Source organism: Pantoea sp. SM3640 (assembly GCF_015654165.1).
GTDB classification, from domain to species: Bacteria; Pseudomonadota; Gammaproteobacteria; order Enterobacterales; family Enterobacteriaceae; genus Pantoea; species Pantoea vagans.
Genome location: NZ_CP064872.1, coordinates 1,485,191 through 1,501,418, shown reverse-complemented (window position 1 = coordinate 1,501,418; position 16,228 = coordinate 1,485,191). Strand labels below are relative to the sequence as shown.

Below are 16,228 nucleotides of genomic sequence, written 5' to 3'. Positions count from 1 at the left end.
AATCAGGCGCGGGAAATTTTGAAAACCGAAACGGCCTGAGTGAGGACGCTGGCCTGCTGCTCCAGTGCGGCGGCGGCAGCGGCAGACTCCTCCACCAGCGAGGCGTTCTGCTGGGTCACGCGATCCATTTCGGTGACGGCCAGACCGACCTGCTCAATACCGCGGCTCTGCTCGTCTGATGCAGAGGCGATCTCGCCCATGATGTCGGTCACGCGGGTCACGGCACCCACAATCTCATTCATGGTGCTGCCGGCGCTTTCAACCTGCAGTGAACCGCTGTTAACGCGAGACACTGAGTCCTCAATCAGGCCTTTGATCTCTTTGGCGGCCTGAGCACTGCGCTGTGCCAGGCTGCGCACTTCACCGGCCACTACCGCAAAACCGCGACCCTGTTCACCGGCACGCGCCGCTTCAACCGCGGCATTCAGCGCCAGGATGTTGGTCTGGAAGGCGATACCGTCGATCACGCTGATGATGTCAGCAATCTTCTTCGAGCTGCCCGCAATCTCTTTCATGGTCGTCACCACGCCATTCACCACTTTGCCGCCCTGCTGCGCGGTTTCAGAGGCGGTCAGCGCCAGCTGCGAGGCCTGACGGGCGTTGTCAGCATTCTGTTTCACCGTGGCGGTGAGCTGTTCCATGCTGGCCGCAGTCTGCTCCAGCGAGGCGGCCTGCTCTTCGGTGCGGGCTGACAGGTCGTTATTACCGGCGGCAATTTCGCTGGCACCAGTGAAGATGGCGTCAGAGCCGTCACGCACATTACCGACCGTCATCACCAGCGATTGCTGCATCTCCTGGATGCCGGCAGCCAGCTGGCTCATCTCATTACGGCCCTCAACCACAATCGGCTGGGTCAAATCGCCGGAGGCGATAGCGCGAATCTGCGCCAGCAGCTGTTGCAGTGGCTGAATCAGAACCTGACGCAGGCCAAACCAGCAGGCCAGGATCACCACGATTACCGCGACGCCAATGGTGCCCAGCAGCCACATCATCTGAGTAAAGGCTTTATGGTTCTGTGCCATGCCCTGATCGGAAAGCTCGGTCTGACGTGCACGCCACTCACCGTAGCTGCCCTGCATCGCGACCTGTTTCTGTTCAATATTCTGTTTAAACATCCCTTCCAGATCGCGGGCCTGCAGGCTGGTGACCATGCCTTTCAGCCCTTTTTCATATTGCGCGTAATCCGCTTCGAGTTTGTCACGCAGCGCCACTTCAAGCCCCGGCGTGGCGGGCAGATCGTAATAGATTTTAAAGTGACGGTCGGCCTCCACCAGCTGGGCGTTGGCTTTGTTCATCAGATCGTCGAGCTGACCGCCATTCATCTGCGATGCCATGCTGGTCTGTAAGCGCAGCATGGCGCGGTTCAGCGTGGTACGGCTGTTGTTCAGGGCGATATAGGCATCTGTCATCGACGTGACGTTGCGATTAGAAATCTGCGACAGCGCAAACGCCTCTTTATCATTATTCAGCGCCGACCAGAAAAGGCTGCCAGAAATCAGCTGAAGCGCGCCAAAGATAACCAGTACGGCGATTAAACTGGTGACCACTTTTATTTTTTTTAACATCTCGTTCCCCTGCAGGTTGATTAAGGTGCAGCGGCTATATCGGCGGGTTCTGGCGATTAATTAATGCTTTTCGGCGCTTTCAGGCGATAGCGGGCTTTTGTAATTATTTTTATCAAAAGAGAGTGCGGGGTCTGACGCCAGGAGGCGGGATAGTGGAAGGGGCTGCGCATCCCGCAGGATGCGCAGCGTCAGATCAGAAGGTTTCCCAGTTTGTATCATTCACAGGGGCAGTCAGGGCTTTGCGCGGTGCCAGCGCCTTTGTTACGGTAGAAGCAATCGGCAGATGCTTTGTCAGCGTCGGCCTGGCTTCACGTTTGATTTTAAAGACTGAGACTGACTGGCTTAACCGGCTGGCCTGATCTTCCAGCGAGGCGGCTGCTGCCGCGGACTCTTCCACCAGCGAGGCGTTCTGCTGGGTGACGCGATCCATCTCGGTGACGGCCTGCCCGACCTGGTCGATACCGCGACTCTGCTCGTCCGATGCGGAGGCGATTTCGCCCATGATGTCGGTGACGCGCGTGACCGCACTGACGATATCGCTCATGGTTTCCCCGGCGGTGCCGACCAGCTGCGAACCCACGCTGACGCGGTTGACTGAATCATCAATCAGCCCTTTGATCTCTTTGGCGGCCTGGGCGCTGCGCTGCGCCAGACTACGTACTTCGCCCGCGACCACTGCAAAACCGCGACCCTGTTCACCGGCACGCGCCGCTTCAACGGCGGCGTTAAGCGCCAGAATATTGGTCTGGAACGCGATGCCATCAATCACGCTGGTGATATCGGCAATCTTCTTCGAACTGCCGGCGATTTCGCTCATGGTTTTCACCACGCCAGCTACGACGCTGCCGCCTTTTTCTGCGGTTTCAGACGCGCTGAGTGCCAGCTGTGACGCCTGGCGGGCGTTCTCGGCGTTCTGTTTCACGGTGGCGGTGAGCTGCTCCATACTGGCCGCCGTCTGCTCCAGTGACGCCGCCTGCTGCTCTGTACGGGCGGACAGGTCATTGTTTCCCGCAGAGATTTCACTGGCACCGGTGAAGATCGCATCCGATCCTTCACGGACATTGGTCACGGTGCGGACCAGCGACTGCTGCATTTCGTGCAGGCTGGCGGCGAGCTGCGTCATCTCGTTACGCCCTTCCACCGCGATCGGCTGGGTTAAATCACCCTGGGCGATATGCTGAATGTGATTAATGCTACCATTCAGCGGCGTTATCACGATTTTGCGCAGGCCAAACCAGCAAAGCACAATCACCGCGACCACGGCAGCCATGATGGCAGAAAGGATCCACATCATTCGGGTATAGGCACTACTGTTCTCAGCCACGCCCAGTGTGGTCAGGCGACTCTGATCGGCGCGCCATTCGCGGTAAAGCGTCAGAAACGCACTCTGGCTCGGTGCAACGGGAGCTTTGGCGGCGGCAATCGGATCATTAGCTTCCAGGGCGGTCTGCAACTGATTAAGGGCCCCGTCATAGGCGCTGAAGCGCTGATCAAGCTGATCGTTCAGCGTCGCGTCCTGACCCGGTGTGTCAGGGATCGCCTTGAATTCTTTATAATAACCATCTGCTGCCTGCTGAAATCCTTTGCTCTCTCCGAACAGACCGGCGATATCGGCCGTTTTACCCTCCAGTTTACTGGTGGCGATACGTAGCTGAATGCGGGTCAGCAGCACACGGCTCTGGTTGAGACTCATATAGGCGTCATTAAGCGCCTGTGTGTTTTGCATCGCCAGCTGCGACACGGCGAAGCTCTGCTTGTCGTGGCTTAATGCGGAGTAAAAAACTGAACCGGAGAAGGCCTGTAACAGCCCGAACACCAGCAACACCAGTAACAGGCTGGTGACCACACGGATTTTCGTTAACATGAGTAACCCTGAACAATGTAGGTGATTTAAAAGTGACAGTGAGATTATCGGCAGGTGACAGCGGGAAATTAGGGGAAGCAGCGATTTTAAATATATGAATCAGAAGGAAATTATTACATGATGTAACAATCACGGGCCAGCCAGAGCCAGCCCGTGAAGAGGCTATTACGCGGTACGCAGGTTATCCACCAGCGCCATCTCGTCGCTGCTCAGCAGCTTCTCAATGTCGACCAGAATCAGCATGCGATCGCCCAGCGCACCCAGACCGGTCAGGTACTCGGTAGACATGGTTACCGCGAACTCCGGTGAAGGGCGGATCTGATCCTGGGTCAGTGACAGCACGTCAGAAACGCCATCGACCACGATACCGACCACGCGATTTTCCAGATTCAGTACGATGACCACGGTGTTGTCATTATACTCAACGTCAGGCTGCGCAAACTTAACGCGCAGATCGATAATCGGCACGATTACGCCGCGCAGGTTCGTGACGCCGCGGATGAATTCAGGGGTATTCGCAATACGCGTTACCTGATCGTAACCGCGAATTTCCTGAACTTTGAGGATATCGATGCCGTACTCTTCGTCGCCCAGCGTGAAGACCAGAAACTCCTGACCCACAGTTTCGCCAGCGATTTTTGTCACGGTTGCCATTCCATTCATGTTATTTACCCTTTCGTTATCTGTCAGGCGGCAGCGCCGGCCACACGTTTTTCACGGTTAAGTGACTGCAGTGCTGATACATCAACAATCAGCGCTACGCTACCATCGCCAAGAATGGTCGCGGCAGAGATGCCCGGCACTTTGCGATAGTTACTTTCCAGGTTCTTCACCACCACCTGATGCTGACCAATCAGCTGATCAACCAGCAGCGCGTAACGTTTGCCCGCGCTCTGCAGGATCACTACGATGCCCTGCGTGGCCTCGGTTTTGGCACCCTGCACATCAAAGACGTTCCACAACTCGACCAGTGGCAGATATTCACCACGCACTTCCAGCACGCACTCGCCACCCGCCAGCGGTTTCAGCTCTTCGGCACGCGGTTGCAGTGATTCCATTACCGCATTCAGCGGCAGAATAAAGACTTCATCAGCCACGCGAACGGACATGCCATCAAGAATGGCCAGCGTCAGCGGCAGCAGGATACGGATGGTGGTGCCTTTGCCCTGCTTCGAGGCGATTTCAACGTGACCGCCCATCTCCTGAATATTTCGTTTCACCACGTCCATTCCGACGCCGCGTCCTGAAACATCCGTCACCTGCTCCGCGGTAGAGAAGCCCGGTGCGAAGATCAGCATGCCGACCTCTTCATCGCTCATGTTCTCGTGAACCGGCAGACCCGATGACAGGGCTTTAGCCAGAATACGTTCACGGTTCAGACCAGCACCATCATCTGACACTTCGATACAGATGTTGCCGCCCTGGTGTTCCGCAGAAAGCGTCAGGTTACCGGTTGCCACTTTACCGGCCACCAGACGTTTCTCTGGCGTTTCGATACCGTGGTCAAGACTGTTACGCACCAGGTGCGTTAACGGGTCGATAATGCGTTCGATCAGGCTCTTATCGAGTTCGGTTGAGCTGCCCAGCAGGGTCAGTTCGACCTCTTTGCCGAGTTTGCTTGCCAGGTCACGCACCAGACGCGGGAAGCGGCTGAAGACATATTCCATTGGCATCATACGAATCGACATCACCGATTCCTGCAGGTCGCGGGCGTTACGCTCCAGCTGACCCATGCTGTTCAGCAGGTCGCCGTGCGCCACCGGGTCGAGTTCACCGGAACGCTGGGCGAGCATCGACTGGGTAATCACCAGTTCACCGACCAGGTTGATCAGCTGATCGACCTTCTCGACCGCAACACGGATGCTGGTCGATTCGCTCGACTTAGCCGGTGCCGCGACGCGCTTACTTTCACGTTTCACCGCTGCCACGGGCAGTTCGGTTACGCTGGCGGTGTGAACCTCTTCCGCCACTGGTGCGGCTGCAACAGCAGCAGCGACCGGCGCGGCAACGGCTTCGTCAGCGGCCGGGAAGCGGATCTGCGCTTCGTCGATCACGAAGCAGAGCACCGCCACGATGTCATCTTTACCGACGCCATCAATGCAGACGTCCAGCGTGGTGCTGCCCTTCTGCACATTAGTCAGGGTGCCGAGATTGCTCATCTCTTCCAGCATCAGGTCGACTTCTTTCTCTTTGAGGTCGATCAGCTGTACACGCAGACCGCTGGTGCTGGCCGGTTCCGCGCTGGCAGTGGTTACCGTAGCCGGAACATCAACCGGCAAACCTTTGGCCTCGAGCGCCAGCTGGCGCAGCGCTTCACAGATATATTTGAAGCTCTCCGCGTTAGGCTCCTGCGCGGTTTTATAAGCATCGAGCTGTTCCTGCATAATATCTTTAGTTTCCAAAAACAGGTTGATGATGTCGGTGCTGAGCTGCATCTCGCCGCGACGAGCACCATCCAGAATGTTTTCCAGGATATGAGTCGTTTCCTGTAATACCGTAAAACCAAAGGTTCCGGCCCCACCCTTAATGGAGTGAGCGGCACGGAAGATGGCGTTAAGCTGTTCCGAATCTGGCTCCTGCGGGTCAAGGCCCAACAGGTGTTGTTCCATATCCGCTAACAGCTCATCGGCTTCATCAAAAAACGTCTGGTAAAAATCGCTGATGTCCATACTCACGGGAATCACCTCGGCTGTGAGGGGGCTGCTGTATTCACCGCGCTGCCTGGTGTTGCAGGTGCGGTAATCTGTTCAATGGCCGCCGGATCGCTGATCTGGACGGCATCACTTTCTGCGTTCTCTTTTTCTATTGCTGCTTCGGTGTCATGGTTCAACACCAGCAGGCTGATGCGGCGGTTAACTGCGTCGTTACCGCCACGATTTTTCAGGCGCATAGTGTCGGCCATACCTAACACCCGTAAAACTTTGCCGCTATCCAGGCCGCCCATCACCAGTTCCCGGCGTGAAGCGTTAGCGCGGTCGGTAGAGAGTTCCCAGTTGCTATAGCCCTTGTCACCGCCGGCATACTGAAAATCATCGGTATGTCCGGCCAGGCTGATGCGGTTCGGAATGTCGTTAAGGATCGGCGCAATGGCACGCAGAATATCGCGCATATACGGCTCCACCTCGGCCCGACCGGTCTTAAACATCGGGCGATTCTGGCTGTCGATGATCTGAATACGCAGCCCCTCTTCCACCATGTTGATGATCAGATGCGGCCGCAGCGCTTTCAGACGCGGATCCGCTTCAATCATCTGGTCGAGCTTTTCACGCAGCCGGTTAAGGCGAATCTCATCCAGCTTGCGTTTCTGGGCGTCCATATCGACGACTTTGTTCACTTCGCCAATCTTTTTGGTCGGATCGTCGCCGCCACCTGGGATCGGGCTGTCACTGTCACTGCTGCGTGCGCCGCCGGTAATCGCAACCTTCAGCGGCGTTTTGAAGTAGTCTGCAATCTGCACCAGCTCCTGCGGGTTGGCGATCGACAGCAGCCACATCACCATAAAAAAGGCCATCATCGCCGTCATAAAGTCGGCGTAGGCAATCTTCCACGATCCGTGGCTGCCTTCATGGCCTTTATGTTTGCGCTTTTTGATCAGCACAATGGGGCGATTGCCGTGTTTCATGAAGCCTCGTCAGAAGTCTGTTTAGCCGGGTTCTTGGCGTTACGCACATGCTCTTCCAGTTCGCTGAACGACGGACGCTCGGCGGAATAGAGCGTCTTACGACCAAACTCCACCGCAATCTGCGGCGCGTAACCATTGAGGCTCGAGAGCAATGTCACTTTAATGCACTGCATCATCTTGGTGGTTTCCGCACATTTCTGACGCAGTACTGACGACAGCGGAGAGACAAACCCGTACGCCAGCAGAATGCCCAGGAAAGTTCCCACCATCGCATGCGCGACCAGCGCACCCAGTTCAGCGGCCGGACGATCGGCCGAAGCCAGCGCATGGACGACGCCCATTACCGCGGCCACGATACCAAATGCCGGAAGACCATCACCCACCGCAGCAATACTTTGCGCTGGTACGTCACACTCGTGTTCGTAGGTCTCAATCTCTTCATCCATCAACGCTTCGATTTCAAAGGCGTTCATGTTGCCGCTGACCATCAGACGCAAATAGTCAGTAATAAAATCTACTAACTGTTTATCGGCAAGGATGCGGGGATAATTAGCAAAAATTTCACTCTGGCTGGGATCTTCAATATCGCGTTCCAGCGATAACATCCCCTGCTGACGCGACTTCGCCATCAGGCGATAAAGCAGCGCCATCAAATCCATGTAAACCGCTTTGTTGTATTTGGAGCCCCGAAATAACTTAGGCAGCGCTTTCAGCGTTTTTTTAATCGACTTGCCATTGTTACCGACTAAAAAAGCACCGGCACCGGCACCGCCGATCATTAATAATTCGGCTGGCTGATAAAGTGCGCCCAGATGGCCACCTACCAGCGCATATCCGCCCAACACGGAGCCTAAAACAATCAGGTAACCTATAATTATCAGCACAAAAAAATCCTTACGTCCGTAACGTGTTGGTGGAAGTTAAGCCAGAGAGCCGCAGAGGTTATTCCTGAACCGCAAGCAAAAAAAAAGCAGCGGTATTAACCGCTGCTGGATGGCTTCCACAGTGCGAACAAACTTAAACGGCGTGTTTAACCTGTTCATCCAGCAGTTGTGGAAACATATCGGCAGGTTCTGCAGAAAGTTTACGTCTTTTTACGGCACGTGATGGCGGCTGGCACAGGCTGCAGGTAAAGCTGCCAACTGGCTGATGCGCATGATTAATAAAGCTGCCGTTGCAGCATTTGCAATCCGCCAGTTCCAGCATGCCACTTTCAACGAATCGGACCAGGGTCCAGGCGCGGGTCAGCGCCAACAGCGGGCCCTCGTCCGATTGCGGACACTGTTCGAGATATAAACGGTAGGCTTTAATTACGGCATCGACACCGCTGCACAAACCGGTTTTCAGTAAAAATTTCCAGGCGTTGCAAAACATAGAAGCATGGATGTTCTGCTCCCACGTCATAAACCAGTCCGTGGAGAACGGCAGCATGCCTTTTGGCGGCGGACTGCCACGTAATTCTTTATAGAGCTTGATCAGACGACCACGGCTCAGTTGAGTTTCACTCTCTAACATCTGTAAGCGCGCACCTAAAGTGATCAGCTCCATCGCGAGCTGAATATCACGTGCTTCCTGAACAATACTTTTCTCACTCATGACATTGCTCTCTTTTTAGCAGGCGCTACATCTTTAGACGCATTACGCAATAAACGGCTCGATAATAAAATGCCGGTGTGGATTTGTTGTAAATCATCCACGCGTGATTCCTGCGTCAGGCGATTAATGGTGCTGCTATCGGTAAAACGGAACTGGCAAACCAGTTGATTGGTTTCCGCCATTTTTACCATCTCAGGCAATGTTAATTCAGATAATGCGTTCGCCATTTTCTCGTCAATGCCGAGGCGAAACATTGCAGAAGCTTTATCCTGGTTAATTAAACGCTGCGCGAGCAGTAAATAAGACAAATTGAGGTCATAAATATGTTTCAGTACTTCAGATGTGCCCATTATTTTTCCATCCTGAGAGATGCGACGTAACTGTATCGCAGATTAAAACCTGCGGTTCGAGCTGCTGTTTGTTAAATCAAAAGATGGCAAAAAAACTTCACATAATTTCAATGTCACTGTTTTTCGCCTTCTATTTTCGTGGGTTTCAGACCCACTGAAGGTCGAAAATCCATGCCATTCTATTTTCGAGTTCCGGACATCTTCCGTGACGTCTTCTTACATTTTTTAGGACTATTCCGAAAACAACGCAAATCTATATCGTCTGATTTCGACATACAACGACAGTCAGATGAAATTTTAGATAAAGTGTGACGCAGATCACACTTTTAACGCAAATTTCTTCAGCAACCCTTTACGATTACTTACCGACCGGTCACTTTTTGAACAAAAAAGTGTGTTTTTAAGTCCAATTCGTCCTGAGAAAGGTTTAATAGGGGGTAAAAGCATCGCTATTCGACGCTTTAAGCAGTCCGGAATGATTATCGGGTGTTAATCGTTTTAACACCCTATTTAGAACCATCTAAAAGAGGGTTGTCAGCATATTATGCTGGCAAGGCGGGGCCTTATTTGCTGTTAAATTAGTTACTTAAGGGGAGTATCGCAGGGTGTGAGTAATGAAATCGTTAAGATTTCTACGGCAGTAAGAGGGGCTTCTGGCAACCTGGCGTTAACAGTGACAGCAGAATGTTCAGGCTCCGACACCCGATGTAACAAGGGGTTACATAAGAAAGACGAATGAATTAACGGCAGGTTATACGTTGGCTCTATCACTATCGGCAGTCTGAAAAAAAACTTTAGCAAAGTAGTTAAAGAAAGCGGCGGGCAGCGGTATGACTGGGTTTTCGGTATTCCCTGCATATATCGGGCCACTCTGAGCTGCCACTGAGGACATCGGCACAAAATCACCGCACAGCGTCATTAACAGATAGCAGGCGAGTTTTCTGTGAGCTGGGCCGAAAAAAAAGCAGTGATACCAGGGGGGTATCACTGCTTCCATTATTGCGATAAAGGCTCAGGTCAGGCGAGTTTCGGGAAGGTCGCTACCTTATTCACGGTGCTGTGGTCAACACTGCGTGGGTCAATACGCTCCAGGTCCTTCAGGAAGCTCTCACGCCAGGCGGTAATGTCGTTTTTGCGCAATACCGCCATCATGTCATTGTAGCGTGAAATCCTTTCGGTGCGCGGCATAGTAATCGCCTTGTCCAGCGCAGCAGCAACTTCATCGCGGTCATACGGATTCACTATCAGCGCTGAAGTCAGTTCGTTGGCGGCACCGGCAAAGCGCGACAGCACCAGTACACCCGGATCGTCCGGGTCCTGCGCAGCCACATACTCTTTCGCGACCAGGTTCATGCCATCACGCAGCGGCGTCACCAGACCCACATCGGTCAGGCGGAAGATTTTCATCAGCAGGCGACGGTCGAAATGCTGGTTAAGGTAGTAAAGCGGGGTCCAGCCCAGCGTACCGTACTTACCGTTAATCCGTCCTGCTTCGGTCTCCAGCTGATGCCGGATATCCTGATAGGCCTGCACATCACCACGTGAGGTCGGTGCAATCTGCGAGTAACGGATTTTGCCGCGATGCTGCGGGAAGTTTTCCAGCAGCGCTTCATAGGCAAGAAAGCGCTCCGGCAGTCCTTTGGAATAGTCGAGACGTTCGCAGGCAATAATGTTGCGTGCATCGCCCAGCTCTTTCTTCATGGCAGCCATTTTCGGCGGCAGTGGCCCTTCGGCCATCTCTTTAATACTGTCTGGCTCAATCCCGATTGGATAGACCTCAGTCATAAAGGTGTTGCCAAAGGCGCGATGCTTTTTGTCGCCTTTATTCTGCAGTTGCGTAAGCTGACTGACGCTGTCCAGGAACGCCACCCGATCCGATTCAGTCTGGAAGCCAAGCAGGTCATATTCACACAGCATTTCCAGCAGCTCTTTGTGCGGAGGCAGTGCATTGAATATTTCTGGCGTCGGGAACGGAATATGCAGGAAGAAGCCGATACGGTTATTAATACCGGCCCGACGTAGCGCGGCAGCAAAGGGTAAGAAATGATAATCGTGGATCCAGACAATATCATCCGGTTTGATCAGCGGTTTTAAGCGCTGCGCCACCGCGTCATTAACCTCGCAATACCCTTCCCACGCTTCACGCTGGAACTGCACCAGATCGAGGCGATAATGGAAGGCGGGCCAGATCACCGTGTTTGAGAACTGGCAATAATAGAGATCGTAATCGTTCTGGCTCAGCGGGAAGGAAGCATACTCGATACCTTCATGTTCCTGCACACTGACGTCTTCTACTTCTTCGCCGGTGAACTCGCTGATTTCACCGTTCCAGCCAAACCATAATCCACCGGTGCTTTTCAGTGCATCGAGAATGCCGACGGCCAGGCCGCCTGCGCTGGTTTTAGACCCATCTGGCATGGCGACACGGTTAGATACAACCACTAAACGACTCATAACCTAAACTCCTTACCGACGTTGTCTTGCTCTAATAGTAATAATGTTCTTTCCAGCCAGCCATAAACGGCATCGACATCATTTAGCCGATAACCGGCCTGGCTTGACCCTTCGCCGACTTTAACTGAGACGCCCTGCCGTTCGTTAACGGCCAGGAAGCCCTTCTCATCCGTCAAATCGTCGCCAATAAAGACTGGCGTGCGTCCGGCAAAAGGGGGCTGCTGCATAAAGTCGCTGATTGCGGCACCTTTATCGATGCCTGCCGGTTTAATCTCAACCACGCATTTCCCTGGCTGAAGCGCCAGTCCCGGGAAACGCTTCACTGACTGTTCAGCCAGTCGCAACACATCCTGCTCATGCTGCATCGCCTGACGGTAGTGAAGTGCAAAGGCCATGCCTTTCACCTCAAGCTGAGTGCCAGGCCAGCATGCCATCGCATCCTGCAATTCCTTCCTGAGATTTTTTTCGACCTCAACAGGCAGGCTGATGCGCTGCACATGCCCCTCTGCATCACGACGCTCAGCGCCATGCACGCCCGCTGCCGGGCCGTACCACGGCGCAGCCAGCGCATCCAGTTGTTCGATGGGTCTGCCGGAGACCAGCGCCAGTGCGCCCTGAGAAAGCGCAGAGAGCTGTTGAAGTTGTGCGATGACCTGCTCAGGAATAAATACCGCTTCGGGACGGGACTGTATCGCTGCCAGCGTACCGTCGACATCAAAAAAGAAGGCGTACTGCCCGCTGCTTAATGTCGGGTACCTGGCATGGGTGTCTGCCGCTTGGGTCACGTTACTTCTCCTGAAAATCAAATTTAATAAAACATTGAGTTAAAACAAGAATGTCCTGACGCAGTCAGGTCAGCAAGCGGGAAATTCTGATAAAGCGGTGATTGAGGGGTAAAACGCGGTGATTGGATAGGTCACTCTCCTCAAACTTGCAAGCGCATTGCTGACAATACTGGCTAACTGAGAACATCTTCACATTAAGTGTAGTCATTAACAGGGGTTATGCCAGAAATATGCACTTTTCATGCCAGCCGCTGCGGTTAAGTCAGCAGAAAAGCGCCATTTACACCTGTTCCTTTTTTAATAATCGTAGCGGTATCGGTCCGCATCACGCTGGAGTGATACCCGTTACGTATTCCATACGAATGACATTCTTCAAAGCTTAAGTTTCTTAAGGTATTCCTAATATAGAAAGCGCAATCTCGTGACACTTTTATTACTCTGGTTCCTGCTCATATGGCGTTTACCCTGAAGAGGCCGCTGATTAGCCGCCTTAGCTTGCTGATCCTGGCTGCGGTTTATATCGCGATTTTCCTTAATATTGCCTACTACCGTCAGGTGCTGGCGGTCATGCCGCTGAACAATCTGCATACCACGCTGGTATTTTTATCGATGCCTGTAGTCGCCTTTAGCGTGATTAACATCGTGATTACGCTGGCCTCGTTTGTCTGGCTGGATCGGCTGCTGGCCGCCCTGTTTATTCTACTCTCTGCGTCGGCACAGTTTTTTATTCAGACTTATAACATCGTGGTCGATCGTTCGATGATCACCAACATGATGGATACCACCGCTTCTGAATCCTTTGCGCTGATTACGCCGCAGCTGCTCTTCACCCTGCTCACCTCGGGCGTGATGATGGCGTTGCTGGTGTTCTGGCCGCGCATAAAACGGCAGCAGTGGCGTGGCATACTGGCGCGACTGCTTAGCGTGCTGCTTTCCGCCGCGCTGATCGTGCTAGTCGCCCTGCTCTTCTATAAAGATTACGCTTCGCTGTTCCGCAACAACCGCGAGCTGGTTAAAGCGCTCAGCCCGTCGAACAGCATTGCGGCAACGCTCTCCTGGTATAAGCATGAGCAACTGCAGAATGTGCCGCTGGTGCGCATCGGTGAAGATGCCCATCTGCAGCCCAGCCGCAGCAGCGGTAAGCCGAATCTGACGATTCTGGTGCTGGGAGAGACGTCGCGCGCGCAAAACTTCTCGCTGGGTGGTTACGGTCGTCTGACCAATCCTTTACTGGCGAAAGACGATGTGATCTATTTCCCGCACACCACCTCGTGCGGCACGGCGACGGCGGTTTCGGTGCCCTGCATGTTCTCCAACATGCCGCGCGCGCACTATGATGATGTGCTGGCTGCGCATCAGGAGGGACTACTGGATATTATTCAGCGCGCTGGCATCAGTGTGTTATGGAATGAAAATGATGGTGGCTGCAAAGGTGCCTGTGACCGGGTGCCGCATCAGGACATGACCAGCCTGAACCTGCCCGGCATGTGTATTAATGGTGAGTGTTATGACGACGTGCTGTTCCACGGTCTGGACGACTACATCAGCCAGCTGAAAGGCAACGGGGTCATTGTCCTGCATACCATTGGCAGTCATGGCCCGACCTACAGCCATCGGTATCCGCCACAGTTCCGTCAGTTTGAACCGACCTGTGATACCAATCAGATTCAGGACTGTTCGCAACAACAGCTGATCAACACCTATGACAACACGCTGGTCAATGTGGATCATATTGTCGATAAAGCAATCAATGTCCTGCGCGCGCATCAGGATCGCTTCACCACCAGCCTGGTCTATCTTTCTGATCACGGTGAATCGCTGGGTGAAAATGGCGCTTACCTGCATGGCCTGCCCTATGCTATTGCCCCGGATACGCAGAAACATGTGCCGATGCTGATCTGGCTGTCCGATGATTATCAGAAACGTTATGCGGTTAATCGCGGCTGTCTGAATAAACTGGCGGCGACAGACGATTTTTCACAGGATAATCTGTTTTCAACCATGCTGGGATTAACCGGCACCGCGACCCACGAATATGTGCCTGCGGATGATATTTTGACGTCGTGTCGGAGCCAACCTTAATGAAGATACTGATTGTTGAAGATGATGCGCTGCTGCTGCAGGGCCTGATGCTGGCGCTGGAAGGCGAAGGCTATGTCTGCGATGGCGTGACGCGGGTGCGGGATGCTGAAGCGCATTTCGCCAGCGGCCTCTATAGTCTGGTGGTGCTGGATCTGGGTTTGCCGGATGAAGATGGATTGCACTTCCTGATACGCCTGCGTCGGCAGAAGAAGATGACGCCGGTGCTGATTCTGACCGCGCGTGACACCATCAGCGAGCGCATTGCCGGGCTCGACGCGGGTGCTGACGACTATCTGATTAAACCGTTTTCGCTGGATGAGCTGCTGGCGCGGATCCGTGCGCTGATCCGCCGTCACGTCAATCAGGGCGACAGCCAGGTGAGAGTCGGCGCGCTGGCGCTGGATATGACCCATCGTCAGATCACCCTCAGCGATGTGCTGCTGGATCTGACACCCAAAGAGTTTGCGATTCTGTCACGACTGATGCTGAAGGCCGGCAATCCGGTTCACCGGGAAATTCTCTACCAGGACATCTATAACTGGGAGACCGAGCCTTCTACTAATACGCTGGAAGTGCATATCCATAATCTGCGCGACAAAATTGGCAAAAGCGCCATTCGTACCGTGCGCGGGTTTGGTTATGCGCTGGTGACGCAGGATGGCGTTCGCGAGGCCATATGATAAAACGTTTCGATCACCGCAGTATGCGCTTTCGCCTGATCCTGACCATTGGTCTGATTCTGCTGGTCTTCCAGGTGATCAGCGTGGTCTGGCTGTGGCATGAGAGTAAAGAGCAGATTCAGTTTCTGGTGGAAGCCCAACTGCAGAAGCGCAACATGGACAGTCACGTGAAGCGAGAAGTCCATGAAGCGGTGGCCAGCCTGGCGGTGCCGAGCCTGGTGATGATTACGCTGACGCTGCTGCTTTGCTATCAGGCGGTGAAATGGATCACCCGGCCGCTCTATCAGCTGCAGCGGGAACTCGAAAGCCGAAGCGAAGAGAATCTCGATCCCGTCGCCTGTCACAGTCAGGTTCATGAGATCGATGCGGTGACTCAGGCGATCAATCAGCTGGTCGCCCGCCTCAACAGCAGTCTGGAGCGCGAACGGCTGTTTACCGCCGACGTGGCGCATGAGTTGCGCACACCGCTGGCGGGATTACGGCTGCATCTGGAGTTAATCGAACGCAACAGCGATGTCAAAGTTCAGCCGCTGGTGCAGCGTCTGGATCAGATGACCCACAGCGTGTCACAGCTGCTGAATCTGGCGCGCGCCGGACAGTCATTCACTTCGGGCACCTATCAGAACGTCGGGCTGATTGAAGATGTGATCCTGCCGATGGAAGCGGAGCTGAGTATTATGCTGGAGGCGCATCAGCAGACGCTGGTGCTGGATCTGCCGCAGGAGCAGTTTGTGCGTGGTGATGCGACCCTGCTGAAGATGTTGCTGCGTAATCTTGTTGAGAACGCCCATCGCTATAGCCCGGATAACAGCACCATCAGCGTGCAGCTGTTGTCTGTGCCACAGCCCATGATGGTAGTGGAAGATGAGGGACCGGGCATTGATGAGAGTAAAAGTGGCGAGCTGAGTAAAGCGTTTATCCGGATGGACAGTCGCTATGGCGGTATCGGACTCGGGCTGAGCATTGTCAGCCGCATCGTCCAGTTACACCGTTTTCAGTTTTTCTTAGAGAACCGTCGCGACCGGAGCGGTTGCCGGGCCGTCATTAAGTTTTAAGCGGTAAACCAGGCAGACAGGAACAGAACAACCGTTGCTGCGGCGATCAGCAGTGCCGCATATTCGCTCATCGGACGTGAAGCAGTGACAGACAGGGTAGCAGGCGCAGTTTTCATAGCATTATCCTCCGTTAAAGCAGGCAGTATCGCGACTGCATATTAAGGAAACCTTAAGC

The 16,228-nt window shown here is 53.9% G+C and carries 13 protein-coding genes; 3 read left to right on the top strand and 10 right to left on the bottom strand.

Going from position 1 to position 16,228, the window contains the following annotated elements; all coding sequences use genetic code 11:
• Positions 1-2: 2 nt before the first annotated feature.
• From IV493_RS06805 to otsB, 10 genes are all read right to left on the bottom strand, one after another.
• The gene (locus tag IV493_RS06805; protein WP_013358228.1) at positions 3-1,565 is read right to left on the bottom strand and encodes a methyl-accepting chemotaxis protein; all 1,563 of its coding nucleotides are present in this window, start codon (positions 1,563-1,565) and stop codon (positions 3-5) included.
• A 193-nt stretch (positions 1,566-1,758) separates the two neighbouring features.
• Entirely contained in the window at positions 1,759-3,429 is a 1,671-nt protein-coding gene (locus tag IV493_RS06800; protein WP_013358229.1) for a methyl-accepting chemotaxis protein, read from the bottom strand.
• Positions 3,430-3,594: 165 nt separating this feature from the next.
• A complete protein-coding gene (gene cheW, locus IV493_RS06795) occupies positions 3,595-4,092 on the bottom strand; it encodes a chemotaxis protein CheW (protein ID WP_013358230.1) in 498 nt (165 codons plus the stop codon).
• A gap of 23 nt (positions 4,093-4,115) precedes the next feature.
• The gene (gene cheA / locus IV493_RS06790; protein ID WP_187266220.1) at positions 4,116-6,098 is read right to left on the bottom strand and encodes a chemotaxis protein CheA; all 1,983 of its coding nucleotides are present in this window, start codon (positions 6,096-6,098) and stop codon (positions 4,116-4,118) included.
• An 11-nt stretch (positions 6,099-6,109) separates the two neighbouring features.
• A complete protein-coding gene (gene motB, locus IV493_RS06785) occupies positions 6,110-7,051 on the bottom strand; it encodes a flagellar motor protein MotB (RefSeq protein WP_013358232.1) in 942 nt (313 codons plus the stop codon).
• Positions 7,048-7,935, bottom strand: coding sequence for a flagellar motor stator protein MotA (gene motA, locus IV493_RS06780; RefSeq protein ID WP_003849139.1), 888 nt, complete (start codon positions 7,933-7,935; stop codon positions 7,048-7,050). The genes motB and motA overlap by 4 nt, the downstream gene beginning before the upstream one ends.
• Before the next feature lie 133 nt (positions 7,936-8,068).
• The gene (flhC, locus tag IV493_RS06775) at positions 8,069-8,647 is read right to left on the bottom strand and encodes a flagellar transcriptional regulator FlhC (protein ID WP_013358233.1); all 579 of its coding nucleotides are present in this window, start codon (positions 8,645-8,647) and stop codon (positions 8,069-8,071) included.
• Complete coding sequence (gene flhD, locus IV493_RS06770; protein WP_013358234.1) at positions 8,644-8,997, bottom strand: flagellar transcriptional regulator FlhD; 354 nt, start codon at positions 8,995-8,997, stop codon at positions 8,644-8,646. Before flhD ends, flhC begins: the two co-directional genes overlap by 4 nt.
• Positions 8,998-10,014: 1,017 nt before the next feature.
• Positions 10,015-11,451 (bottom strand): alpha,alpha-trehalose-phosphate synthase, encoded by a 1,437-nt coding sequence (gene otsA, locus IV493_RS06765; RefSeq protein ID WP_013358235.1) that lies wholly within the window; start codon positions 11,449-11,451, stop codon positions 10,015-10,017.
• Entirely contained in the window at positions 11,448-12,236 is a 789-nt protein-coding gene (gene otsB, locus IV493_RS06760; protein WP_033783347.1) for a trehalose-phosphatase, read from the bottom strand. The genes otsA and otsB overlap by 4 nt, the downstream gene beginning before the upstream one ends.
• Positions 12,237-12,689: 453 nt before the next feature.
• On the opposite strand from otsB, the gene eptA reads away from it, so the two are divergent.
• From eptA to pmrB, 3 genes are read left to right on the top strand one after another with little or no spacing between them, the layout of a single operon-like run.
• Complete coding sequence (gene eptA, locus IV493_RS06755; protein WP_195857960.1) at positions 12,690-14,318, top strand: phosphoethanolamine transferase EptA; 1,629 nt, start codon at positions 12,690-12,692, stop codon at positions 14,316-14,318.
• The gene (pmrA, locus tag IV493_RS06750; RefSeq protein ID WP_147789036.1) at positions 14,318-14,998 is read left to right on the top strand and encodes a two-component system response regulator PmrA; all 681 of its coding nucleotides are present in this window, start codon (positions 14,318-14,320) and stop codon (positions 14,996-14,998) included. Before eptA ends, pmrA begins: the two co-directional genes overlap by 1 nt.
• Positions 14,995-16,053 (top strand): two-component system sensor histidine kinase PmrB, encoded by a 1,059-nt coding sequence (pmrB, locus tag IV493_RS06745; RefSeq protein WP_013358238.1) that lies wholly within the window; start codon positions 14,995-14,997, stop codon positions 16,051-16,053. Before pmrA ends, pmrB begins: the two co-directional genes overlap by 4 nt.
• Positions 16,054-16,228: the final 175 nt, after the last annotated feature.